The 24323-nt window shown below is 67.7% G+C and carries 22 protein-coding genes; 6 read left to right on the forward strand and 16 right to left on the reverse strand.

What is annotated here, in order from left to right; translation table 11 throughout:
- Nucleotides 1–42 precede the first annotated feature (42 nt).
- The 6 genes from ACGFNJ_RS09135 to dapE all read right to left on the reverse strand — a co-directional run bounded on the left by ACGFNJ_RS09135 (nt 43) and on the right by dapE (nt 6485).
- Entirely contained in the window at nt 43–996 is a 954-nt protein-coding gene (locus tag ACGFNJ_RS09135) for a glucosyl-3-phosphoglycerate synthase (protein WP_393445172.1), read from the reverse strand.
- Nucleotides 993–1877, reverse strand: a complete 885-nt coding sequence (gene folP / locus ACGFNJ_RS09140) for a dihydropteroate synthase (RefSeq protein WP_393445174.1) — start codon at nt 1875–1877, stop codon at nt 993–995. Before folP ends, ACGFNJ_RS09135 begins: the two co-directional genes overlap by 4 nt.
- Before the next feature lie 135 nt (nt 1878–2012).
- A complete protein-coding gene (locus ACGFNJ_RS09145) occupies nt 2013–3782 on the reverse strand; it encodes a long-chain-acyl-CoA synthetase (protein ID WP_393445177.1) in 1770 nt (589 codons plus the stop codon).
- 30 nt (nt 3783–3812) lie between these two features.
- Nucleotides 3813–4358, reverse strand: a complete 546-nt coding sequence (locus ACGFNJ_RS09150; protein WP_069164227.1) for a TIGR00730 family Rossman fold protein — start codon at nt 4356–4358, stop codon at nt 3813–3815.
- 69 nt (nt 4359–4427) lie between these two features.
- Complete coding sequence (locus ACGFNJ_RS09155; RefSeq protein ID WP_069164281.1) at nt 4428–5237, reverse strand: TIGR00730 family Rossman fold protein; 810 nt, start codon at nt 5235–5237, stop codon at nt 4428–4430.
- 144 nt (nt 5238–5381) lie between these two features.
- Nucleotides 5382–6485: a succinyl-diaminopimelate desuccinylase gene (dapE, locus tag ACGFNJ_RS09160; RefSeq protein ID WP_393445180.1), complete on the reverse strand. Its 1104-nt coding sequence runs from the start codon at nt 6483–6485 to the stop codon at nt 5382–5384.
- A gap of 127 nt (nt 6486–6612) precedes the next feature.
- Between dapE and dapD the strand changes: the two genes are divergently transcribed.
- Nucleotides 6613–7557 (forward strand): 2,3,4,5-tetrahydropyridine-2,6-dicarboxylate N-succinyltransferase, encoded by a 945-nt coding sequence (gene dapD, locus ACGFNJ_RS09165; protein ID WP_393445183.1) that lies wholly within the window; start codon nt 6613–6615, stop codon nt 7555–7557.
- Nucleotides 7558–7653: 96 nt separating this feature from the next.
- Here dapD and ACGFNJ_RS09170 read toward each other — a convergent pair whose 3' ends face one another.
- Entirely contained in the window at nt 7654–9081 is a 1428-nt protein-coding gene (locus ACGFNJ_RS09170; protein WP_393445186.1) for an acyl-CoA synthetase, read from the reverse strand.
- 147 nt (nt 9082–9228) lie between these two features.
- On the opposite strand from ACGFNJ_RS09170, the gene ACGFNJ_RS09175 reads away from it, so the two are divergent.
- A complete protein-coding gene (locus tag ACGFNJ_RS09175) occupies nt 9229–10104 on the forward strand; it encodes an oxygenase MpaB family protein (protein ID WP_393445189.1) in 876 nt (291 codons plus the stop codon).
- Between the two features lie 142 nt (nt 10105–10246).
- A complete protein-coding gene (locus ACGFNJ_RS09180; RefSeq protein WP_393445191.1) occupies nt 10247–10960 on the forward strand; it encodes a hypothetical protein in 714 nt (237 codons plus the stop codon).
- 2 nt (nt 10961–10962) lie between these two features.
- Here ACGFNJ_RS09180 and ACGFNJ_RS09185 read toward each other — a convergent pair whose 3' ends face one another.
- The gene (locus ACGFNJ_RS09185) at nt 10963–11613 is read right to left on the reverse strand and encodes a TetR/AcrR family transcriptional regulator (protein ID WP_393445193.1); all 651 of its coding nucleotides are present in this window, start codon (nt 11611–11613) and stop codon (nt 10963–10965) included.
- Between the two features lie 179 nt (nt 11614–11792).
- Between ACGFNJ_RS09185 and ACGFNJ_RS09190 the strand changes: the two genes are divergently transcribed.
- Nucleotides 11793–12674, forward strand: coding sequence for an oxygenase MpaB family protein (locus ACGFNJ_RS09190; protein WP_393445195.1), 882 nt, complete (start codon nt 11793–11795; stop codon nt 12672–12674).
- Nucleotides 12675–12681: 7 nt separating this feature from the next.
- Here ACGFNJ_RS09190 and ACGFNJ_RS09195 read toward each other — a convergent pair whose 3' ends face one another.
- The 5 genes from ACGFNJ_RS09195 to ACGFNJ_RS09215 form a co-directional block, all read right to left on the reverse strand.
- Nucleotides 12682–13638 (reverse strand): proline dehydrogenase family protein, encoded by a 957-nt coding sequence (locus ACGFNJ_RS09195; protein WP_393445919.1) that lies wholly within the window; start codon nt 13636–13638, stop codon nt 12682–12684.
- A gap of 13 nt (nt 13639–13651) precedes the next feature.
- The gene (gene pruA / locus ACGFNJ_RS09200) at nt 13652–15292 is read right to left on the reverse strand and encodes an L-glutamate gamma-semialdehyde dehydrogenase (protein WP_393445197.1); all 1641 of its coding nucleotides are present in this window, start codon (nt 15290–15292) and stop codon (nt 13652–13654) included.
- Between the two features lie 81 nt (nt 15293–15373).
- On the reverse strand, nt 15374–16483 hold the full coding sequence (gene dapC / locus ACGFNJ_RS09205) for a succinyldiaminopimelate transaminase (protein ID WP_393445199.1): 1110 nt from the start codon (nt 16481–16483) through the stop codon (nt 15374–15376).
- Between the two features lie 4 nt (nt 16484–16487).
- Nucleotides 16488–16811 (reverse strand): ferredoxin, encoded by a 324-nt coding sequence (fdxA, locus tag ACGFNJ_RS09210; RefSeq protein ID WP_014987978.1) that lies wholly within the window; start codon nt 16809–16811, stop codon nt 16488–16490.
- A 287-nt stretch (nt 16812–17098) separates the two neighbouring features.
- The gene (locus tag ACGFNJ_RS09215) at nt 17099–19699 is read right to left on the reverse strand and encodes a bifunctional FO biosynthesis protein CofGH (RefSeq protein ID WP_393445201.1); all 2601 of its coding nucleotides are present in this window, start codon (nt 19697–19699) and stop codon (nt 17099–17101) included.
- A 262-nt stretch (nt 19700–19961) separates the two neighbouring features.
- On the opposite strand from ACGFNJ_RS09215, the gene ACGFNJ_RS09220 reads away from it, so the two are divergent.
- Nucleotides 19962–20459: a PH domain-containing protein gene (locus ACGFNJ_RS09220; RefSeq protein WP_393445203.1), complete on the forward strand. Its 498-nt coding sequence runs from the start codon at nt 19962–19964 to the stop codon at nt 20457–20459.
- Nucleotides 20460–20521: 62 nt separating this feature from the next.
- Nucleotides 20522–22048, forward strand: coding sequence for a PH domain-containing protein (locus tag ACGFNJ_RS09225; RefSeq protein ID WP_393445921.1), 1527 nt, complete (start codon nt 20522–20524; stop codon nt 22046–22048).
- A 29-nt stretch (nt 22049–22077) separates the two neighbouring features.
- On the opposite strand, the gene ACGFNJ_RS09230 is transcribed toward ACGFNJ_RS09225, so the two are convergent.
- Genes ACGFNJ_RS09230 through ACGFNJ_RS09240 form a run of 3 tightly spaced genes read right to left on the reverse strand, consistent with a single transcriptional unit; the run spans nt 22078 to nt 24173 of the window.
- The gene (locus tag ACGFNJ_RS09230) at nt 22078–22500 is read right to left on the reverse strand and encodes a hypothetical protein (RefSeq protein WP_393445206.1); all 423 of its coding nucleotides are present in this window, start codon (nt 22498–22500) and stop codon (nt 22078–22080) included.
- Nucleotides 22497–22658 (reverse strand): hypothetical protein, encoded by a 162-nt coding sequence (locus ACGFNJ_RS09235; RefSeq protein WP_167837710.1) that lies wholly within the window; start codon nt 22656–22658, stop codon nt 22497–22499. Before ACGFNJ_RS09235 ends, ACGFNJ_RS09230 begins: the two co-directional genes overlap by 4 nt.
- Nucleotides 22659–22703: 45 nt before the next feature.
- A complete protein-coding gene (locus ACGFNJ_RS09240) occupies nt 22704–24173 on the reverse strand; it encodes an amino acid permease (protein WP_393445211.1) in 1470 nt (489 codons plus the stop codon).
- Between the last annotated feature and the right edge of the window lie 150 nt (nt 24174–24323).

The raw sequence follows: 24323 nt of genomic DNA on the forward strand, positions 1-24323 counted from the left end.
CCCGGGCGCCAGCGGCGCCCGGGTTCGCGGATCAGCTACGGCTCAGGCCGCCGCCCATGCCGGGCGCAGCGTTTTCATCGGCGGCCGATCGGCCAGCGACACCTCGGTGCTGTGCGCGGTGAAGGCGTCGCCGATCAGCGGGAACTGGGTGAGCGCCGCCCCCGAGTCTTGCACGCCGCTGCGGCCGAGCGCCGTGCCGAGGATCTGCCTGCTCATCACGCCGAGATCGGCGAGTGGGCGGTTGCGGTGTGCGCGCACGCCCAGGTTGACCTGCCCGATCGCGGACAAGCCGAGCCGGTCATAGGTGTCGAGCAGCAGCCCGATCTCCACGCCATAGCCGGGCGCGAACGGCACCGAGGTGAGCAACTCCCTGGTGCCCGCGTACTCGCCACCCAGCGGCTGCAGCACCTGGGACAGCTCGGGACGCAACGCGGCGAGCAGCGGGCGGGCGACCAACTCGGTGACCCGGCCACCGCCGTGCGCGTCCACCGCGCCGCCCTGCCGCAGCGGCCTGCGGTAGTAGGCCTTGACCAGCTGCATGTCGTCGACGGTGAGCAGCGGGCCGAGCAGTCTCGGCACGAACTGCGGGTCCGGGTCGATGAGGTCGGAATCGACGAACGCGATCAGGTCGCCGCCCGCCACGGCCAGCGAGCGCCACAGCACCTCGCCCTTGCCTGGCACCGGATCCAGCTCGGGCACCGCCTGCTCCCGGCTGATCACCTCGGCGCCTGCCGCGGTGGCCCGTTCGGCGGTGGCGTCGGTCGAGCCGGAATCGAGCACGATCAGCTCGTCGACGAGGGTGCCGAGCAGCGGCCGAATGCTGGCCACCACGTCGGCGACGGTGTCTTCTTCGTTCAATGCGGGCAGCACCACGGAAACGGTGCGACCGTCCTTGGCGGCGACGAGCTCGTCGACCGACCAGTTCGGGGTGTCCCAGGTGTTTGTCGTCGCCCAGTCGGGGCGGTATTCGCGGCTGTGGGGGTGGTGGAAGTTCATACCAAACCTCGCAGGGTGCGTACTGGGGGCCGGATGCCCTGGATCGCGGCGATCATGTCCACGACGCGCCGGGTCTCGGCGACCTCGTGGACCCGGAAGACACGCGCGCCAGCGGCGGCCGACCATGCGGTTGCTGCCAATGTGCCCTCCAATCGTTCGGAAAGATCGACACCTAGAGTCTCCCCGATAAAGTCCTTGTTGCTCAGTGCCATCAGGACAGGCCACCCGGTTTTTACAAGAACGTCCACTCCACGCAACAACTCGAGACCGTGATAAGTGTTCTTGCCGAAATCATGGGTCGGATCGATCAGAATCGAATCCGCGCGCACCCCGGCGGCCGCCGCGTTTTCGGCAGCGTTCACCAAGGTATCGGTCACTTCAGCCACCACATCGGCGTACCGAACCCGGTGCGGGCGGGTGCGCGGCACCAGTCCGCCGGTGTGGCTGCACACGATGCCGACGCCGTGCTCGGCCGCCACCCGAACCAGGTCGGGGTCGGCGCCCGCCCAGGTGTCGTTGATCAGATCGGCGCCCTCGCGGACCGCGGCCAGTGCGACGTCGGCCCGCCAGGTGTCGATGCTGATCAATAGCTCCGGATACTTCGCACGGATGGCCGCGACGAACGGGATCACCCGGCGCGCCTCTTCCTCGGCATCGACCAGCGCACCGGGCCCCGCCTTCACGCCGCCGACATCGACCAGATCGGCGCCTTCGTCCACCGCCCGCACGACGGCGTCCATCGCCGCGGCATCGGTGAAGGTGGCTCCCTTGTCGTAGAACGAGTCGGGAGTGCGATTGACGATGGCCATGACCAGCGCCCGATCCGTCGCCACCGGCTTGCCACACAAGGTAGGAAGCGGCAAACCGGTAGTGCTGAACATCCCCTGACTGTACCGAGTCATGTATCTGGGTCCCCAGGTGCAGCCTTGTCGCCTGATTCGCACCCGTTCTCGAGAACCGCACTGGTTGCGGACCTCAGAAAAGGGCACGGCCCCCGAGAAAGGTGTGCGGCGACGTCAGTTCTTGGGCGCGCGGCCTGCGGCGACGTCCTCGGGGAAGGTGGAGTAGGCCGGGACATAACCGTTGGCGCGGCCGGAGAGCACGTAGAGAGTGCTGTGCGGGTCCGGACTGTAGCCCTGCTTGCGCAGGTCGACTTTGCGGCTCTTGAAGGTCGAGGTGTGCTCCAGTTCCGGGACGACCCGGAGGAACAGCGGCACGGCGTACGCGGGCAACCGCTGGTAGACCAGCGCGGCGAGTGCGCGGCCGTCGAACACCGCATCGTGATGCAGCGTCAGCGCGGCCATGCCCGCCTTGCCGTCGGCGCCGGGGATATCTACGCCGTAGACGACGGCCTGATCGATGGCGTCGGACTGGGTCAGCGCGCCCTCGACCTCGGTGGTCGCCACGTTCTCGCCCTTCCAGCGGAAAGTGTCGCCGAGCCGGTCCACGAACGCGATGTGATGCCAGCCTTGATTGCGGACGAGGTCGCCGGTGTCGAACCAGACATCGCCCGCGGTGAAGCCGTCGCGCACCAACTTGGCCTCGGAAGCGGCCTTATCGGTGTAACCGTCGAACGGTGAGCGACCGGTGACCTTGGACAGCAGCAATCCGACACCACCGGTACCGACTCGGCGCAATCGACCGTTGGTGTCCCGCTTGGCTTTTCCGGTCTCTTCGTCGTACTCGACCACCGCATACGGCAGCGGGCCGAACCCGGCGGTGCGATCGACACTGAACGCGTTGACGAAGGCGATGTTGGCCTCGCTCGCGCCGTAGAACTCGACGATCCGCCGAATGCCGAAGCGCTGCTTGAACGCATCCCACAGTTCCGGGCGCAGGCCGTTGCCGACCGCGAGCCGGACCTTGTGCTGCCGGTCGGTCGGCTTCGGGTCCTGGGTGAGCAGATAGCGGCACAGCTCACCGATATAGATGAACGCCGTCGCTTCCTCGCGGATGACCTCGTCCCAGAACCGGGACACCGAGAACTGCCTGCCGAGCGCGAGTGTCGCACCGGAGCAGAGCACCGAGGACAGCGCGACCGTCAGCGCGTTGTTGTGATAGAGCGGCAGGCAGCAGTACAGAGTGTCGTTGGCACGCAGGCGAATACCGAGCCCACCGAGCCCGACCATGCTCTTGGTCCAGCGCAGGTGCGACATCACGCTGGCCTTCGGCAGGCCGGTGGTGCCCGAGGTGAAGATCAGGAAGGCCCGCTCCTTGGCCCTGATGTCCGCACAGATCGGCGGATCGGTGTCTTCCTCACCTTGCGCCGCGACGTGGAGATCGCTGCTGGACAACACATTCGGCAGTGGCCCAGGCAGTGAGTCCAGCGCCTCCTTGCATTCCTCGCCGACGACGTTGAGCACGCTCTGCAACAGGCCGATGCTGTGCGCGAGCACCTGGTCGCGCTGATGATGGTTGAGCAGGCCGACGGTCGCGCCGAGTTTCACCGAAGCCAGTACCACGAACAGGGTTTCGGGCCGGTTGGTCATCAGCACGCCGACCACGTGGCCGCGGCGCACACCGCGCCGGTCCAGCACGCGCGCGTACTTGTTCACCTCCGCATTGGCCTCGCCGTAGCTGTAGACGGTGCCTTCGAAGCGCAGGAACGGACGGTTCGGATACTTGTGCGCGGCCCGCTGGAAGTAGCGCCCGACCGACGACCTGTCGTCCGGCTTGACCAGCAGACCTGGCGCATTGCGTAGCATTCCCGGACCATCGAGCGCCATCGCGGGAAGGTGTTTGGCCAAGTCGAATAATCGCACCGTCGAACGGCCGTCGGAACTCACAGTCAGGCTCTCCTCATCAGGGGGTGTAGCTCACGCCTCCAATGCCGCGAAGGCGGAAGAAAGATCGGTGACCACGGTGATGCGGTCGAGGGCGGCCTGGGGCACGAACTTACGGTCGTAGAGTTCATCGATCCACCGGAACAGGCCGCGGTAGAAGCCATCCGGGTCCAGCACCACCACGGGCTTATTGTGCTGTCCCAGATGGCCTCCGGTCCAGCTTTCGAAAAACTCTTCCAAGGTGCCAATTCCGCCAGGCAAAGTGAGGAAGGCGTCGGCCCGGTCCTCCATGATCTGCTTGCGCTGCCGCATGGTGTCTGTGACAACCAGCTCATCGGCGTCCACGTCGGCAACTTCCCTGTGCACCAGGTGTTTCGGGATCACCCCCACGGTGTTCGCACCGCCGGTGCGCGCGGCGACGGCCACCGCGCCCATCATCGAGACGTTGCCGCCACCGGATACCAATTGCCAACCGCGCCTGGCGATCTCGGCACCCACCTCGGTGGCGAGCGCCAGATAGTTCGGGTCGACGGTACTCGCGGAGCAGTAGACACACACTGCATAGGGCTGCTCGCCCATCACTTCACCTCCATCGGCGACGCACACGTCGCGGAACCACGGAATCGGACAGCTGCGGGGGCGCCCCCGTCACCACAGGTCTTCGGTGCCGATCGCGTCCTCGGCCGCGCCCGCCTCGGCGGTGGCCAGGATGATCTGCACCGCCTCCTCGATGCTGTCGGTGACGTGCAGCAGGCCGAGGTCGCCTGGCGAGATCTTGCCGGAGCCGCCGAGCGAATCGCGCAGCCAGTCCACCAGCCCGGCCCAGTACCTGCTGCCGAACAGGATGATCGGGAAGCGGGTGATCTTGCGGGTCTGCACCAGCGTGAGCGCCTCGAACAGCTCGTCGAGGGTGCCGAAGCCGCCGGGCAGGCAGATGAACGCCTGCGAGTACTTCACGAACATCGTCTTGCGGACGAAGAAGTAGCGGAAGTTGATGCCGAGGTCGACCCACTCGTTGAGGCTCTGCTCGAACGGCAGCTCGATGCCGAGGCCGATCGAATAGCCGCCCGCCTCGCAGGCGCCGCGGTTGGCGGCCTCCATCGCGCCGGGGCCACCGCCGGTGATCACCGCGAAGCCCGCCTTGGCCAGCGCGGCGCCGAGGGCGCGGCCCGCCTCGTACTCCGGATGATCGGGACCGGTGCGCGCGGAACCGAAGACGGTGACCGCGCGCGGCACGTCGGCGAGCGCGCCGAAGCCTTCGACGAATTCGGCCTGGATGCGCAGCACCCGCCACGGGTCGTTGTGCACCCAGTTGGCGTCGCCGCGCTGATCCAGCAAATTCCGGTCGGCGGTGCCGACGCCGTCCATCCGCTCGCGCCGGAAGACGATCGGCCCACGGAACTTGGCTTTCGGCTTCGTCGTATTGGCGACCTCACGGTCAGCGGCGTCGGTGGACATGCCGACCACGCTACCGGGAGATCGGCACCGGCTACCTGGTGGACAGGAGAAGTCGTCCGACGTTCAGCGGGTCGATTCTGCGCCGAGACGCGACCGCAACGTGGTGGTCAGCCGCGTGTGGTCCCGGTGCCCGAGTGCCGAAGATCATCCGGCCTTGCCGGTCAGATAGTCGCGCAGCATCGCGGTGACGGCGGTGATCTGGTCGACCGGGACGTGCTCGTCGCGCTTGTGCGCGAGGTTCGGGTCGCCGGGGCCGAAGTTCACCGCGGGGATGCCACGGGCGGCGAAGCGGGCCACGTCGGTCCAGCCGTACTTGGCGCGCACGCCACCGCCGCCGTGGCTGTTCACCGAGGCGACCAGATCCTTGGCGGCCGGTGCGGACAGGCCGGGCAGCGCGCCGGGGGCGGAGTCGGTGACCTCGAAGGTGAGCGCCAGGCCTGCGAAGACCTCGCGGACGTGCTCGATGGCCTGCTCGACCGTGCGGTCAGGGGCGAAGCGGAAGTTCACCTCCAGTTCGGCGGCATCGGGCACCACGTTGCCTGCCACCCCACCCGAGACACGGACCGCGGACAACCCCTCGCGATAGACGCAGCCGTCGATGTCGACCTCGCGGGCACGATAGTCGGCGAGCCGCTGCAAGATCGGGGCCAGGCCGTGAATAGCGTTGTCGCCGAGCCAGGCTCGCGCCGAGTGCGCGCGCACCCCCGCGGTGGACAGCCGAACACGCAGCGTCCCTTGGCAACCCGCCTCGATCCAGCCGCCGGACGGCTCGCCGAGCACCGCGAGATCGCCGGCCAGCCACTGCGGCAGGTCGCGCTCGATGTGGCCGAGACCGTTGAATTCCGAGGCGATTTCCTCGCAGTCGTAGAAGATGAGCGTCAGGTCGTGCACCGGATCGGCGACCGTCGCGGCCAGGTGCAGGAACACCGCGTCGCCGGACTTCATGTCGACCGATCCGCACCCGTAGAACACCCGCTCCCCCGCCGGGTTCACCGCGAAATGGCCAGGCACGTTGTCCGCGATCGGCACGGTGTCGAGGTGGCCTGCCAGCACCACCCGCGTCGGCAAGCCGCGATTCGTCCGCGCCAGCACCACATTTCCGTGCCGCAGCACCTCGAACCCGGTCGTCTGCTCGCGCAGCGCCTGCTCGACGACGTCGGTGATCTGCGCCTCGTCCCTGGACACGCTCGGGATATCGACGAGGGCAGCGGTCAACGTAATCGGATCAGCACGCAGGTCGATGGTCACGTCCCCACCCTACGACCGTGCACACGGCCGCACCGCCGAGAGGCACACCCGCGGGCTGTGGTGCCGTGGCGCACAGCGGAGGAGGAGGGTCACCGTCGGCGGCCGCGGGTCGGTAACCTCTGTGAACGTGAGTACTCAGGGAGCAGCAGCAGTCGGTATCGCCAACGTGACCGCGGACGGGACCGTCCTCGACACCTGGTACCCGAGCCCGGAGCTCGGCGATTTCGCCGAGACCGGGACGAAGCGGATCGACGCGCCCGCCGAGTACGCGGCGCTGCTCGGCCCCGACGAGGCCCGCGGCGTCGACGTGGTCGCGGTGCGCACCACGATCGCCGACCTGTCCGCGGCTCCCGTCGACGCGCACGACGTCTACCTGCGCCTGCACCTGCTCTCGCACCGGTTGGTCCGCCCGCACGAGGTGAGCCTGGACGGGCAGTTCGGGCTGCTCAGCAACGTGGTGTGGACCAACCACGGACCGGCGGCGGTCGATGGCTTCGAGGCCACCCGCGCCAAGCTGCGCGCCCGCGGCCCGGTGACCGTGTACAGCATCGACAAGTTCCCGCGGATGGTCGACTACGTCGTTCCGTCCGGTGTGCGCATCGGCGACGCCGACCGGGTCCGCCTCGGCGCGCACCTCGCCTCCGGCACCACCGTGATGCACGAGGGCTTCGTGAACTTCAACGCGGGCACCCTGGGCGCCTCCATGGTCGAGGGCCGGATCTCCGCGGGTGTGCTGGTCGGCGACGGCTCCGACATCGGCGGCGGCGCCTCGACCATGGGCACGCTGTCCGGCGGCGGCACCACCGTCATCTCGATCGGCGAACGCTCCCTGCTCGGCGCCAACTCCGGCCTCGGCATCCCGCTCGGCGACGACTGCGTCGTCGAAGCAGGCCTCTACCTGACCGCGGGCACCAAGGTCACCGGCCCGGACGGCACCGTGGTCAAGGCCGCGACGCTCAGCGGCCAGAACAACCTGCTGTTCCGCCGCAACTCGCTGACCGGCGGCGTGGAAGTGGTGCCGCGCAAGGGAACCGGCATCGAGCTGAACGCCGCACTGCACGCCAACGACTGACCGGTATCCGACGCGCCGCGACGCCAGCGGCATGGAAACGCCCCACAGCAGAGCGAGATGCGGTGGGGCGTACCGAGTAGCCCGCGAGGTTGCGGGCTAGCTGAGGCGTTTCTTCTGGACCTTGCCCATGGCATTGCGTGGGAGCGAGTCGACCACGCGGATCTCCCTCGGGCGTTTGTGGACCGAGAGTTGTTCGGCCACATAGGCGATCAGGTCCTGCTCGATCGAATCGGCTGCAGCGCCACGCAGGACGACGAAGGCGACGACGCGCTGGCCGAGATCGGGGTCGGGCAGGCCGACGACGGCTACCTCGGCGATGTCCGGATGGCCGAGCAGGACGGTCTCCACTTCGCCTGCGCCGATGCGGTATCCGCCGGACTTGATGAGGTCGACCGATTCCCGACCGACGATGCGGTGAAAGCCTGCCGCATCGATCACGGCGACATCGCCGGTCTTGAACCACCCGTCGTCGGTCCAGCTTTCCGCGGTGGCCTCGGGCCGGTTGAGGTAGCCGTCGAACAGCATTGGACCGCGCACCTGCAGGCCGCCGATGCTTTCGCCGTCGTGCGCGACATCCGCGCCGGATTCGTCGCGCAGCCGGGTCTGCACGCCGCGCACCGGAGTGCCGACCCAGCCGGGACGGCGTTCGCCGTCGGCGCGGGTGGACAGGGTGATCATGGTTTCGCTCATGCCGTAGCGCTCGACGGGCGCATGACCGGTGAGGTCGCGCAGCCGCTCGAAGACGGGGACGGGTAGCGGCGCACTGCCGGACACGAGCAGCCTGGCATCGGCCAATTGCTTTGCCGCGTCCTGGTCTTCGACGATGCGTGACCAGACGGTCGGCACGCCGAAGTACAGCGTGCCGCGCGCGGCGGCGTAGGCCTGCGGCGTCGGTTTGCCGGTGTGCACCAGCGGGCTGCCGACCCGAAGCGGCCCGAGCACGCCGAGCACAAGGCCGTGCACGTGGAACAGCGGAAGTCCGTGCACCAGTGTGTCGTTCGCGGTCCACGCCCAGGCGTCGGCCAGCGCGTCGAGGCCTGCCGCGATGGCGCCGCGGCTGAGCACAACACCTTTGGGCAAGCCGGTGGTCCCGGAGGTGTACAGGACGAAAGCCGTGGTGGCCGCATCCGGTTCGGGGTAGGTGTGCCACGACCTGGCGTGCACCCGCACCGGAATCGCAGGCAGCGCACTGTCCGCAGGCGCCTTCCCGAGCCAGGCCTGCGCGCCGGAATCGGCCAGGATATGGGCGAGTTCGGCGGTCCCCGAGTCCGGCGGCACCGGAACAACGGTCACCCCGGCGATGAGGCAGCCGACGATCGCGAGCACCGTGGTCACGGTCGGCTCGGCAAGCACCGCGACCCGCTCGGCCCTGGCGACCCGTTCGGCGACCGAGGTGGCGGCGCCGAGCAGATCGCTGCGCGACAACGTCGCCCCGTCGATGGTGATGGCATTCGGGATATCCGCACCGCCTGCGACGGCGAGCGGATCCAGGGAACTGAGCAGCAGCGGCGTACCGAATGACATGCGCCCAAACTACTTCGCCCGGCCGGACACACCCAGGCAACCTCGGCCGATCACAGGTGGATCACCCTCGAGAAGTGACGGTTGACACACCCGATGAGGCGGTGAGAAGGTTCATGCATAGCCTTCTCAGTGAGACAGGGGTCAACGATGACCAGGCCATATCGCGCATCGACGCACGAACCGCAGGACGACGGCGGACGAGCGCAGCCGCCGGACGATTTCGACGTCACGGAGCTCCTCGACGGCTTCGCCGCCTTCCTCGGCGGGACCGCGAACGTCATCATGCAGCTGAGCACTCCGCCGGTCGGCTACGGCGTGCTGGAAAGCACCGTCGACAGTGGCAAGGTCATGCTGCATCCGATCAAGCGATTGCGCACCACCATCACCTATCTCGCCGTCGCGATGTTCGGCACCGCCGACGAGCGCTCGGATTACCGTGCGGCGGTGAATCTTTCGCATCGACAGGTACGGTCGACCGCGTCGAGTCCGGTGCGGTACAACGCCTTCGACCCGGCACTGCAACTCTGGGTGGCCGCCTGCCTGTACTGGGGCGCGCAGGACATGTACGAACGCATGCACGGGCCGATGGACGAGGCGACCGCCGACGCCTTCTACCAGTTCAGCGCCCGCTTCGGCACCACGCTGCAGATGCCTGCCGAGATGTGGCCCGCCGATCGGCAGGCCTTCGCCGAGTATTGGGCGAAGCACCTCGCCGCCACCACCATCGACCCGCCGATCCGTGACTACTTCAACGACCTGATCGACCTGAAGATGCTGCCGCGCCCCGCCCAACTTGCCTTCGGTCGCGCACACCGATTCTTCGTCATCGGCCTGCTGCCGCCGCATCTCCGCGACCAGATGGGCTGCAGTTGGAGCGAGCGCGACGACCGCGCGTTGGACCGCATCATGCGTGCCATCGGCACCACCCAGGCGTGGCTGCCGCGGCCGGTGCGGCTGCTTCCGGTGAATGCCTATCTCCTTGATCTGCGCGTCCGCCGCCGTCTGGGCCTGCGCCTGGTCTGAGCGCCTGGGCAGTTGATCAACAAGCGCGTGTCGCGATCGCGTTTTCCCCGCCGCGCAGTGTTATCTCGAAGGGCACGAAGAACACCGTTTGTCTCGACGAGCACAGCACCCGAAGCATGGGGGGCCGAGCCAGGAGGAAACGATGGGCGATCGGACCGTTGCGATCGCGGCAGCCGCCGCGGCGACGTGTTGCGCACTCACCGCGGCGATCGCGCACGCGGAGAGCTATGAGCTCGACGGCGTCCCCGCACGGACCGCGATCTCGGTCCGCTCCCCCTTCGGCGCGCAATGGAGCACCGCGAACGAACACGAACAACGGGCCAGCCTGTCGCTGATCAAGCTCTACCTCGCCGACTACGCCTTGCACCACGGCGACGGCTCGCGCGCGGACCGCGACCTCGCCGAGCGGATGATCCGCTACTCCGACGACGGCGCGGCGACCACCATTGCGGCGAAATACCCGCAGGCGATCAATGCCGTTGCGGCGGAATACCATTTGGCCGACACGCACGCGGCGAACGACTGGGGCGCCGCGACAACGAGCACCGCGGACGTGGCCGACTTCCTCGACACGAAGAAGCGCACCGAACCCGCGTCGCTGATCTTCGAATGGATGGCCGCCGCGGGCGAGATCGCGGTCGACGGCACCGAACAGGATTGGGGCACTTCGCGTTTGCCGTTCGTCCTCGGCACCAAGTGGGGGTGGTCCGATGTCGGCGCACCCGATGTCGCGTCGGCCTCGTTCGGTCCAGGCTTCACGGTGGCGGCGCATACCCACGGCTCGGCGGCCGAGCAGACCGCCGACCTGCTCGACGCGCTACCGCGAGCTACGCGCGAACTGCTTGCCGCGCACTGAGTTCAGGGCCGGTGCGGCGTGCTCGGTACCCGGAACGACACCACCACATGATCACGCGCGAACTGCCGGATCGCCGCGTCGTCGTGCAGCGGAATCACCGTTTGCGGCGTCAGCGCGAGTGACAGCGCGGTGCGGGCGATCATCTCCGCCAACGGTTCCGGGTCGTAGTCGGGCAGCTTGCCCTCCTGCTGCAACCTGCTGATGAACTCGGCCAGATAGTCCCTGCCGAGCTCGAGGACCGGCGCGCCCTTGACGGTGAGGTAGGGCAGCACCAGCTCGGGCTCGGTGGCGAGCAGCCGGTGCACGAGCTCGTTGTCGCGCAGGCCCTTGATGAACGCGGCGAACAGTTCGACGATCTGCGCTTCCGCGCTCGCGTCCCGATCGACCTGCCGTTGCAGTGCCGCGTCGACGCCCTCGACGAACTCGCGGGTCTGCCGCAGCCCGACCGCCTCGATCAGGTCGGATTTGCTGGCGAAGCGCCGATACAGGGTGGCCAGCGACAGCCCACAGCGCCGGGCGACCTCGACCATGCTGGTGCGTTTGATGCCGAAGTCGAGGAAGGCCAGCATCGCGGCGTCGAGCACGCGCGCCTGGTTGCGGTCCTCCGGACCCGCGTTCCGCACCAGCGGCAACAGTTTGGTCAGCCTCGACATGCCTTCCACCCTATTCGCGTCGACGAAACGATGACACGAACATCCTCGCAGAGCTTCACGCCGCGTGCCGGATATCAGGCCCATTGACAGGGATTCCGAGGCAATGAGATGGTGAGGGCATAATCTTCTCACCGTGTGCTCATCGGAGAGCGGACGGACACAGAAAGACGGGGTCGACGATGACCGCACCGCTGTACGCCGCGAACGACCCGGCTTCGGGCCGGTCCGCACGCCAGGGAACCACGACACTCACGCCGGACGACGTCGGTCAGTACCTGGACGGTGTCACGGCCTTTCTCGGCGGCACCGCCAATGTCATCGTGCAGCTCAGCCTCCGCCCGGTCGGACGCGGCGTGCTGGAGAGCACCGTCGACAGCGGCAAAGTGATGCTGCATCCGATCAAGCGGCTGCGCACCACGCTGAGCTACATCGCGGTCGCCATGCTCGGCACCGAGGACGAGCGGGTGGCCTACCGCGAGGCGGTCAACGTCTCGCATCGCCCAGTGCGCTCCCGGCCGGACAGCCCGGTCAAATACAACGCCTTCGACCCGACACTGCAGCTCTGGGTCGCCGCGTGCCTCTACTGGGGCATCGACGACCTGTACACCCGCATGCACGGGCCGATGAGCGCCGACCTCGCCGACGACTACTACCAGTACTGCGCGCGACTCGGCACCACCCTGCAAATGCGCCAGGAGATGTGGCCCGCCGATCGTGCGGCGTTCCAACAGTATTGGGACGAGAACCTCGCACTGCGGAGTATCGAACCGGCGCTGCGCGACTACTTCAACGACTTGATCGACCTGAAGATGATGCCGAGGCCGATCCAATTCACCTTCGCCAGGCTGCAGCGCTTCACGGTCACCGGGCTGCTGCCGCAGCACCTGCGCGACGAGATGCGGCTGACCTGGACCGACAACGATCAGCGCCGCTTCGACCGGATGATGCGCGGCATCGCCGCTGTCACCAACCGAATGCCCAAGCAGGCACGGATGTTTCCGCTCAACGCCTACCTGTTCGACCTGCGCAGGCGGATGCGGCTCGGCAAGCCACTGGTCTAGGCCGCCGTCAGGACTTGCTGACCAGCGCACGCAGGAAGAACGTGAGGTTGGCGGGTCGCTCCGCCAACCGCCTGGTCAGATAGCCGTACCACTGGCTGCCATAGGGCACGTAGACGCGCACCGCTTTGCCCGCCTCGGCGAGCCGGACCTGCTCGCCGTCCCGAATGCCGTACAGCATCTGGTGCTCGAATCGACCTGGGCCACGGCCTGTTTCGGTGACGAGCTGCTCGGCGGCGGCGATCACGGCCGGATCGTGCGATGCCACCATCGGATAGCCATCGCCACGCATCAGGATCTCCAGGCAGCGCAGAGAGGAGTCGGTGACCTCGGCCGACCGCTGGAACGCGACCTCGTGCGGCTCCCGATAGGCCCCCTTGCACAACCGGATTCGCGAGCCCGCGCCGGACAAATCACGACAGTCCGCTTCGGTGCGGTGCAGATACGCCTGCAAAACCGCCCCCAGCGAAGGGAATTCGCCGCGCAACTCGTTGACCGTCGCCAAGGTAGCCGCAGTGGTGGTGTGGTCCTCGGCGTCCACCGTCACCCACACGCCGGCCTGCGCCGCCTTGGTGCACAGGATGTGCAGGTTCTCGGTGGCGATCGCCGGTCCATCGTCGGGCAGCGCCTGCCCCAGCGCGGACAGCTTCACCGAAACCTCGACCGGCGCAGCCTCGATACCGGTCAGCGACGGCCGCTCCAGCGCCGCCAAATCGTTGATCAACGAAAGGTATTCGGCCACTGTCGCATCGGCCTGCGCACGGTCGGTGGTGTTCTCCCCGAGAAAGTCCACGCTCACCATCCGGCCGCTGCGCAACAGCCGCTGTGCGACGGTGATCAGGTCCGCCCTGGTCTCCCCTGCCACGAACCGGCGCACGATATCGGCGGTGACCGGGATGCCGGTGAGCGCCCGCTGCAACCGCGGCGACCCCGCCGCCGCGAGAATCACGGGCCGCAACGGATTCACCAGCGCCCCCTGCTCATTCGTCACCCGCCATGTGCGGGTAGCGATAGTCGGTGGGCGGCACGAAGGTCTCCTTGATGGTGCGCGCGGCGACCCAGCGCAGCAGGTTCAGCGGAGAGCCCGCCTTGTCGTCGGTGCCGGAGGCTCGGGCGCCGCCGAACGGCTGCTGGCCGACCACCGCGCCGGTCGGCTTGTCGTTGATGTAGAAGTTGCCCGCCGCGAATCGCAGTGTGGCGTCTGCCTGTTCGATCGCCGCGCGGTCTCGTGCGAACACCGCGCCGGTCAACGCGTACGGTGTCGCCGACTCGGCCTCGGCCAGGATCGCGGCATACGCACCGGGTTCGGCGTCGTCGTACACGTACACCGAAAGGACCGGCCCGAAATACTCGGTCGCGAACGACTCGTCGTGCGGATCGTCGGCCAGCAGCACCGTCGGCCGGACGAACCAGCCCTCGCTGTCGTCGTACGTGCCGCCGACCGGGATGGTGATCCCGGCGTCCCTGGCCCGCCGGATGGCGGCGGCGTTCTTGTCGAATGCGCGCTGATCGATCACCGCCCCACCGAAATTCGACAGATCGGCCACGTCGCCGTAGCTCAGCTCGCCGGCGTGCTGCAGGAAGTCGTCACCCATCGTGCGCCACACCGACCGCGCGATGTAGGCGCGGGAGGCGGCCGAGCACTTCTGCCCCTGATATTCGAAGGCGCCACGAATCAGCGCCGCCCGCAAGGCATCCGGATCGGCGGACGGGTGCGCGACGATGAAGTCCTTGCCGCCGGTCTCCCCGACCAGCCGCGGATAACCGTGGTACCGGCCGATATTCGCGCCGACCTGCTGCCACAGGTACTGAAAGGTCTTGGTGGAGCCGGTGAAATGGATGCCGGCGAGCCGGGGATCGGCCAGCGCCACCTTCGACAGGTCGATGCCGTCGCCGGTCACCATGTTGATCACGCCGGGCGGCAGACCGGCCGCCTCCAGCAGCCGCATCGTGTAGAACGCGGACAGCGTCTGCGTCGGCGACGGCTTCCACACCACGGTGTTGCCCATCAACGCGGGCGCGGTCGGCAGGTTCCCGGCGATCGCGGTGAAGTTGAACGGCGTGATCGCGTAGATAAAGCCTTCCAGCGGCCGATAGTCGAGCCGGTTCCACACCCCGGCGCTCGATTCCGGTTGCAGCGCCATGATCTGACGTGCGAAGGCGACGTTGAACCGCCAGAAGTCGATCAGCTCGCACGGCGCGTCGATCTCGGCCTGCTGCGCCGATTTCGACTGACCGAGCATGGTCGCGGCGGCGATGGTCTCGCGCCACGGACCTGCCAGCAGGTCGGCGGCGCGCAGCAGGATCGCCGCGCGTTCGTCGAACGGCACCGCCCGCCAGCCGGGTGCGGCCGCGGTCGCGGCGTCGATCGCGGCTTGGGCCTCCGACGGCGTGGTGTCGGTGTAGGTGCCAAGCACATGACGGTGCCGGTGCGGTGCGACGACCGTGTGCCGCTCGCCGCTGCCCGGCCGGTGTTTACCGTCGATCACCAGCGGTATCTCGACCGAGTCCGCGGCGATCTCGGCGAGCTTGGCGACAAGCCGTTCCCGCTCGGGACTGCCCGGTGCGTAGGAATGCACGGGCTCGTTGACTGGAACAGGAACAACCGTGACAGCGTCCATACTTCAGGCTAGCGCTCCCCCACGGCTGGGAGAGCGCTGCCGATCGTCAGCGAAGGGTGGCGTGTCGTCGCGGTGCGCAGCTCAGCCCGCGGTCAACCGCTGCGCCGCGGTGGCGATGCGCTCGTCGGTCGCGGTGAGAGCGATGCGGACGTGTTCGGCGCCGGTGGGACCGTAGAAGTCGCCGGGGGCGGCGAGGATGCCGCGGTCGGCGAGCCAGTCGAGGGTGGTTCGGCACGGTTCACCGCGAGTGGACCACAGGTAGAGGCCCGCCTCCGAATTGTCGATGCGGAAACCTGCTGCCGCCAAGGCCTTTCGCAGCACGTCCCGGCGGGCGCGGTAACGCTCCCGCTGCTGCGCCTCGTGCGTGTCGTCGCCGAGCGCAGCGGTCATCGCGGCTTGGATGGGGAACGGCATCATCATGCCCGCGTGCTTGCGCACCTCGAGCAGCTCGGCGACCAGCGCCGGGTCGCCAGCGACGAAGCCCGCGCGATAACCGGCCAGGTTGGAGGTCTTCGAAAGCGAGTGCACGGCAAGCAGGTTCGTGTGGTCGCCGTCCGAAACCTCGGGATCGAGAATGGACACCGCCCGCCCGTCCCACGTCAGGCCGAGGTAGCACTCGTCGGAGGCGACGACAACATCGCGTTCCCTGGCGAATTCGACGACCTTGCGCAGGTGGTCGACGCCGAGCACGCGTCCCGTCGGGTTCGACGGCGAGTTCACGAAGATCAACGCGGGCGTCCGAGGGCCGAGCTGGGTCAGTCCGTCGGCGCGGGCGACCTGCGCGCCGGCCAGCAGCGCGCCGACCTCGTATGTCGGATAAGCGACCTCGGGGATCACGACCAGATCGTCCGCACCGAGGCCGAGCAGCCGTGGCAGTCCGGCGATCAGCTCCTTGGTGCCGATCACCGGCAACACCGCCGCCGGGTCGAGCCCGGTGATCCCGTAGCGCCGGGCGAGCGAGTCGACCGCGGCCGCGCGGAGCTCGGGTGTGCCGTGCGTGGCCGGATAGCCGGGCACGGCCGACGCCGAACTCAGCGCCTCCCGAATCAGCGGGTCGACCGGATCCACCGGCGTGCCAACGGACAGATCAACGATGCCACCCGGGTACGCCGCGGCCTTGGCCTTCACCGAAGCGATGGTGTCCCAGGGAAAATCAGGGAGCAGACTGCTGACCCAACGACGTGCAGGCACAGAACTACTCACTCGCCATGGGCGGTAGTTCCTTGATGAACGGCGGGTCGTAGTCGACCTTGCCGACCTTGGTTGCGCCACCGGGCGAACCGAGCTCGTCGAAGAAGTCGACGTTGGCGTTCACGTATCCGCTCCACTGGTCCGGGGTGTCGTCTTCGTAGAAGATCGCCTCCACCGGGCACACCGGCTCACATGCACCACAGTCCACGCATTCGTCGGGATGGATGTACAGCATGCGACCACCCTCGTAGATGCAGTCCACGGGGCATTCCTCGATGCATGCCTTGTCCTTCACGTCAACGCACGGTTCAGCGATGATGTACGGCACTGCCGTTCTCCTAGTCTGTCCTCACCTTGCGGGGATAGTCCGCCCAGCGAAACCCTATCCGGACACCCCACGCTACTCCGGGTCAGCCTTGCCTAACTTCCGATGTTCCGCACGACACTGAGGTTGTCCGAAAGCACCGCCCGGAGCTGGGCATTCCGCGCCCGGCCTCGTCACCATCGGTCCACCGAGTCCGTGGCCGGCCCGCCGACGCTCGAATTCGATCGCAACGGCAGGCCCCGACTATCGTCGGCGACGGCTCGCGGCCGTTACCCGGCCAGCCTACGCCGTCAGCCGACCGAAAGCGGCAACGCCGAAACCTTGTGTTGCGGAAGGCCGTACGTCGTGGTCCGTTCCCGAGCCGGGCGACCGATGCCCGCGGCGATATCGACGAGCTCGGCGACCGTCTTGGCCGACCCGTGCTGGGAGCCCGCCATCCGGGAGATGGTCTCCTCCATCAGGGTGCCGCCGAGATCGTTGGCGCCGCTGTTGAGCATCACCCTGGTTCCGGTGGTGCCGAGCTTCACCCAGCTGGTCTGGATGTTGTCGATCCGCCCGTGCAGCATGATCCGCGCCAGCGCGTGCGCGGCCCGGTTGTCCCGGTTGGTCGGGCCGGGCCTTGCCGCGCCCGCCAAGTACAGCGGGGCGCTCTGGTGTACGAACGGCAGCAGCACGAATTCGGTGAAACCGCCTGTCTCGTCCTGGATTCCACGCAGCACGCGCAGGTGGCCGACCCAGTGCTTCGGGTTGTCCACGTGGCCGTACATCATCGTCGAGCTGGACCGCAGACCGACCTGATGCGCGGTGGTGATCACCTCGATCCAGGCCGAGGTCGGCAGCTTGCCCTTGGTGAGCACCCAGCGCACCTCGTCGTCGAGGATCTCCGCCGCGGTGCCGGGAATGGTGTCGAGCCCAGCCTCCTTCAGCGCGACCAGCCAATCGCGGATGCTCTGCCCGCCGCGCGAGGCGCCGTTGACGATCTCCATCGGGCTGAAGGCGTGCACGTGCATCGACGGCACCCGCTGCTTCACCGCGCGCACGATGTCGGCGTAGCCGGTGACCGGCAGATCGGGATCGATGCCACCCTGCATGCAGACCTCGGTGGCGCCGTCGACATGCGCCTCCCATGCCCGGTCGGCGACCTCGTCCATGCTCAACGTGAACGCGTCGGCATCGCCCTTGCGCTGAGCGAACGCGCAGAACCGGCAGCCGGTGTAGCAGATGTTGGTGAAGTTGATGTTCCGGTTCACCACGTAGGTGACGTCGTCGCCGACGGTGTCACGGCGCAGCTGGTCGGCCAGCGCGGCGACCGCCTCCAGATTCGCGCCCTCGGCCGTGGCCAGCGCCAAATACTCGGCGTCACTGAGCCCGGCCGGATCGTGCTCGGCCGCACGCAGCGCGGCGAGCACATCCGAATCGAGCCGCTCCGGCGTCGCGACGGCGAGATCGCGGGCCTGCTCCCTGATGGTGTCCCAATCGCCGAACGCGCCGACCACGTCCTGGCCGAGCGCGGAGTCGCTACGGCTCTCGGTGTTGCGGCCCTCGGTGTCGATCGAGGTGTTCAGGTCGACGCGCCCTGCGGATTCCCAGGATTGGTCCGGTTCCTGCCACGGCAGGCCGACCGGCATCGCGTCCGAGTTGGCCAGGCCGGTGGCCGGATCGGTCAGCGCGGCGACGTGCACGCCGATCCGCGGATCGATCCACGGGCTCCCCGCCCGCACATACTTCGGATGCGCGGAGGTCCGTTCCACCAGTTGGTATCCGGCCGCTTCGGTGATCTCGCGCAGCGTGTCCAGATTCGGCCACGGCCGCTCCGGGTTCACGTGGTCCACCGTCACCGGCGACACGCCGCCCCAGTCATCGATGCCCGCATCGATCAATGCCTGGCAGTCCTCGTGCGACACCAGGTTCGGCGGCGCCTGCACCGGCACGTCCGGGCCGAGCAGCAGCCTGGTCACCGCGATGGTGGCCAGGAATTCCTCGATGCCCGCGTCGGGGACGTCGCGCATCGCGGTGTCGTCCTTGGCACGGAAGTTCTGGATGATGACTTCCTGGATATGCCCGAAAGCCTTGTGCTGCTTGCGAATCGCCATGATCGACTCGGCGCGTTCGGTCAGCGTCTCGCCGATGCCGACCAGGATGCCGGTGGTGTACGGGACCGAAAGGCGGCCCGCGTCGGTGATGGCGCGCAGCCGGACCGCGGGGTCCTTGTCCGGGCTGCCGTAGTGGCAGTTGCCCTTCTCGGTGAACAGCCTGGTCGCGGTCGTCTCCAGCATCATGCCCATCGACTGGGCGACCGGCTTGAGCCGGGAGATCTCCTCCCACGACATCACACCGGGATTCAGGTGCGGCAGCAGTCCCGTCTCCTCGAGCACCATGATCGAGACGGCGCGCAGGTAGTCCAGGGTGGAGTCGTAGCCGCGCTCGTCGAGCCACTGCGCGGCCTCCGGCCAGCGGTCCTCGGGGCGGTCGCCCAGCGTGAACAGGGCTTCCTTGCATCCGAGCGCCGCGCCGCGCCGCGCGATATCGAGCACCTCGTCCGGCTCGAGGAACATGCCCTTGCCCTCGGCGCGCAGCTTGCCCGGCACGGTCACGAACGTGCAGTAGTGGCACTTGTCCCGGCACAGCTTGGTGAGCGGGATGAAGACATTGCGCGAGTAGCTGATCGTCTTCGGGCGCCCCGCCGATTCGAGCCCCGCATCACGCACCCTGGCGGCGCTGTGGCTCAGGTCGATCAGGTCGTCGCCGGTCGCGTGCAACAGCACCGCCGCCTCGTCCACGTTCAACGTGACACCGTCACGGGCCCGTCGCAACGCCCGGCGCATGGCCGATGGAGTAGGCGGTGCGGGTGGGACGCTCGGGTTAGCTAGATCAGTCACGGTCTCGATCATGCGCTACACATCCCGATGTGTCTCCCTCCAGTGCTGACGACTGAGCGTAACGACCGCAACGCTGCGGACCGATCAGCCCACGCTCATCACGGCGCCCTGGACAGCGAGGCACCATGTGAGCGTTGACAACTGCTTGCGGCTCGGCACTATTCCTGCGAGCCCTGGATATTCCCGCTTCCGATACGTATTCGCCGCCGGGGCCGCGCCGCGCCGCACTCGTTCGGCGTCCCCACCAGCGCGAGTTCATGGAAGCATGGGCAGCATGTCGCAGCCGCGCACGATTCTGGCCGATCCGGCCTGGCGTCCCAGTCCGAAGGCCAAACTGCTGTGGTCCGTGCAGGCCGCACTCTTCTGGATGTTTCCGTTCGCCGGACTGCTCGTCTGGGCGGTGCTCGACGCAGGCAACCGGGGTTGGCAGCTCGCGATCTTGCTGGTGGTGCTCGCGCTCGCGGCGCTGAATATCGGGGCGGTGCCCTGGTGGCGTTATGCGGTCCATCGCTGGGAGGTCACCGAGGATGCCGTGTACACCAGGGTCGGCTGGATCACCCAGGAGAGCAGGGTGGCGCCGATTTCCCGGGTGCAGACCGTCGACACCGAACGCGGACCGCTGGAGCGGTTGTTCGGGCTGGCCACCGTGACGGTGACCACGGCGTCCTCCGCGGGCGCGGTGCGCATCGAAGGCCTCGACTTTCCGGTGGCCGAGGAGACCGTGACCCGGCTGACCAGGATCGCCGCCCAGCATCGGGGCGACGCGACGTGAGCGAAGGGCTATCTACCGTCGCACCGCAGACGGATCAGCCGTGGGCGCGGCTGGACAAGCGAATGTTGCTGGTACATCCGGTCACCGAGGTGGTCAAGTTCATCCCGGTGCTGATCGGTTCGGTGATCCTCGGCACCAGCAGCGGCAACCACGGGTGGAGCATCATCCCGCTGGCGTTGATCGTCGGGTTCGCCCTCACCCGCTGGTTCACCACCACCTATCGGGTCGGGCCGACCCATGTCGAATTGCGCACCGGGCTGATTCAGCGCAAGAAGCTGTCGGTGCCGCGCTCCCGAATCCGCTCGGTGGATATCGAAGCCGACCTGCTGCATCGGCTGCTCGGGCTGGCGGTGCTGGCCATCGGCACCGGACAGCAGGCGGATTCGGGCGAGAAGTTCAAGCTGGACGCGCTCGACGCACGGCTGGTTCCCGAGCTGCGGGCCGCGCTACTCGCGCACACGGCGGCGCCGAACGGCGTTGCCGGACAAACGGTTACCGACGCGGACCCGAATGATGCCGTGCCGCAGGACGATCAGGCGAGCCCACCGGCCCGTGAGATCGGGCACTGGCAGCCGCGCTGGGTCCGGTACGCACCGCTGTCCTTGACCGGTTTCGCGATCATCGCACCGATCGTCGGCCTCGCCTTCCAGTACGGCGTCGGGCAGGTGCTGTTCCGCTCGGACGCGGTGCGCCGGGTGGAGAACGGCGGCGCGATGATCGTCGCGATCAGCGCTGTCGCCCTGGTCGTCGTGATCGTGCTCGTGGTCAGCGCCGCCGGCTGCGCCCGATATCTGGCAACGTATTTCGGCCTGACTGTCCTCGACGACGGCCGGACCCTGCAGCTGCGGCACGGCCTGTTCACCACCCGCCAGATCACCTTGGATCTGGCGCGCTTCCGCGGCGCGACGGTGAACGAACCGCTGTTGCTGCGGCTGGCGGGCGCCGCCGAACTCGAGGCCATCATGGTCGGCGAAAACCCGCGTCAGAAGATCCTCCCGCAGGCGCCACGCCCGGCCATCGAGCACACGCTCGGCCACCTGCTGGCACCGAATGACTACCAGGACAAGGTCATTGCCCCGCAGCCGAGCGCTCATCCCGGCAGCGCCCCGCTGCTCGCGCACGGTCCGGTCGCGCGCCGCAGGCGGTACAACCGCACGCTCGCGCCGATCGCCGTCGCCGCGGCCGTCATGCTGATCGTTTCGCTTGCGGGCGTTGAGTTTTCGCCATGGTGGTGGTGCGTGCCGATCCTGCTCGTCCCGTTGGCGATCGCGCTGGCCGAAGATCGCTACCGCGGCCTCGGCCACACCGTCCTGCCCGAAACCGCCACCGGCCCAGCCTGGTTGATCACCCGCTCCGGCTCATTGGACCGGGACCGGGATTGTCTGGAAGCTCCCGGCGTGATCGGCTGGACCGTCCGGCAGAGTTTCTTCCAACGTCGCGCGGGCGTCGCCACCGTCGTCGCGGCCACCGCGGCGGGCAAGAAGCGCTATCACGTGCTCGACATCGAACTCGACCAGGCGTTGGCGCTCATCGAGTCGGTCACGCCCGGCCAACTCGGCGACCGGACAAGCCGACTCGACAAGCGCTGACGGGCGGAGCGAGCATCCCGGCCGAGGTACTAGGTCCGGCTGAACACCGCAGTATTGAGCCGAAGGTAGAGGTACACCAGCGGCGGCACCAGTCCGCAGAACAGCAGCAGCAAGGTGCGCCAATCGCTGGCCAGCATGATGTCGCCGCCTGGCCCGGTGGTCGCGCAGACCAGGAAGCCGAAAGTCCATGCGGCCAACGGCAAGAACATCGCCGCGACGCGCTGCGAGACGCTGCGCACGCCCATGACGAGGAGCACGTTCACCACACCGGCCAGCACGCCGGCGATCGGAACCGAGGTGCTGCCGACGTAGGTGGGCAGGTACAGGACCTCCAGCGCGAGCGTGATGAACGCGTCGAGCACCAGCACCACGAGGATGACCGTGCCGAGCGAGCCTGGCGACGCCTGCGCCTTGGCGATCGCCGTGGCTTGATCGTCGATGGTGGCCCTCACGGCACCGGAGGGAAGCCGAGGAGGGTCAGGAGGTGACTCTGCATCTCGACGAATCCGTGCAATGCCGACAGGTACAGCTCGTGCTGCGCGGGCCAGTTCGGCTTCATGCTCTCGACGAACGCCACGATCGCGTCCTGGACCGACCAGTTGTACTGCATGGGAGCGAGTCTATTCCGGCACTGTCGCGGCCGGGACCCGCATGATCACTTCTCGCCGTCCATCGGGAGGTTCGCGACCACCGGGAACTCGCCGGTGTAGCCCATCCGCTCCTCGGCGATGGACAGCACCCGCTTGCGCGCCACCAGCCAGCCGACGATCAGCATCGGAATGATCAGCACCAGCGACGCCACGGTCCAGGTGCCCACCGGATAGTCGAAGCCGGTCAGCACCACCACGAAGAACAGGAACACCAGCGTGAGCAGGCCGGTGTAGGGCGCGCCGAACATGCGGAACGCCGGGCGCGTCACCTTGCCCTGTTGGGACCAGCGCCACAGCTGCAGCTGGCACAGCACGATGGTGGCCCAGGAGGCGACGATGCCGAGCGAGGCCATGTTGAGCACGATCTCGAAGGCCTGGTCCGGCACCACACCGTTCAGCGCGATACCGATGAGTGCGATCCCGCTGGTCAGCAGGATGCCGCCGTAGGGAACGCCGTTGCGGCCCATCACACCGGTGAACTTCGGCGCGCTGCCGTTCATCGACATCGAGCGCAGGATGCGGCCGGTCGAATACAGCCCGGCATTGAGGCTGGAGAACGCGGCGGTGAGCACCACGAGGTTCATCACGCTGCCGATGCCTGGCACGCCGAGCATGGTGAAGAAGGTGACGAACGGGCTTTCCTTGGCGGTGTAGGCGGTGTACGGCAGCAGCAGGGCGAGCAGCACCAGCGAGCCGACGTAGAAGATCGCGATGCGGGCGATCACCGAGTTGATGGCGCGCGGCATGATCTTGGCCGGGTTCTCGGTCTCGCCTGCCGCGGTGCCGACCAATTCGACGGCGGCGTAGGCGAACACCACGCCGGAGACCACGACGACCAGCGGCAGTATCCCGGTCGGGAACAACCCGCCGGTCTCGGTGATCACGCTCGGCCCGGTCGGGTGTCCCTGCACGGTGAACCGGCCGATCAGGAAGATCGTGCCGATGATCAGGAACGCACTCAGCGCGAACACCTTCACCAGCGCGGCCCAGAACTCCATCTCGCCGAACCACTTCACCGAGATCAGGTTGATGCTGAGCACCAGGACCAGCGCGATGAGCGCGAGCACCCACTGCGGGACGCTGCTGAACCCGGACCAGTAGTGGAAGTACTGGGCGATCGCGGTGGTGTCGGCGATGCCGGTCATCGACCAGTTGAGGAAGTACATCCAGCCGGCGATGAACGCGGCCTTCTCACCGAAGAACTCACGCGCATAGGAGACGAACGAACCGGACGAGGGGCGGTGCAGCACCAGTTCGCCGAGCGCACGCAAGATCAGGAACGCGAAGAAGCCGCAGACGCCGTAGACGAGGAACAGGCCGGGTCCGGCGTTGGCGAGCCTGCCGCCCGCGCCGAGGAACAGGCCGGTGCCGATGGCGCCGCCGATGGCGATCATCTGCAGCTGTCGAGGCTTGAGACTCTTGTGGTATCCCGCGTCCTCATCGCTGAGATGAGACCTGTCGCCGACCGCCGTCATGAACCGCTTCGCCCTCCACATCGAGAATTCGAGATCACGGGAACGGTACCCGGCGTACCGGATAGGTCAAACAGCAACCCTTAGGCTACAGATATCCGCAGCTCAGCGGGCGTTCAGGAAGTCATTCGGTAATTTCGCCTAAACATGGCA

It is taken from the genome of Nocardia sp. NPDC049149, assembly GCF_043197455.1.
Lineage (GTDB): Bacteria > Actinomycetota > Actinomycetes > Mycobacteriales > Mycobacteriaceae > Nocardia.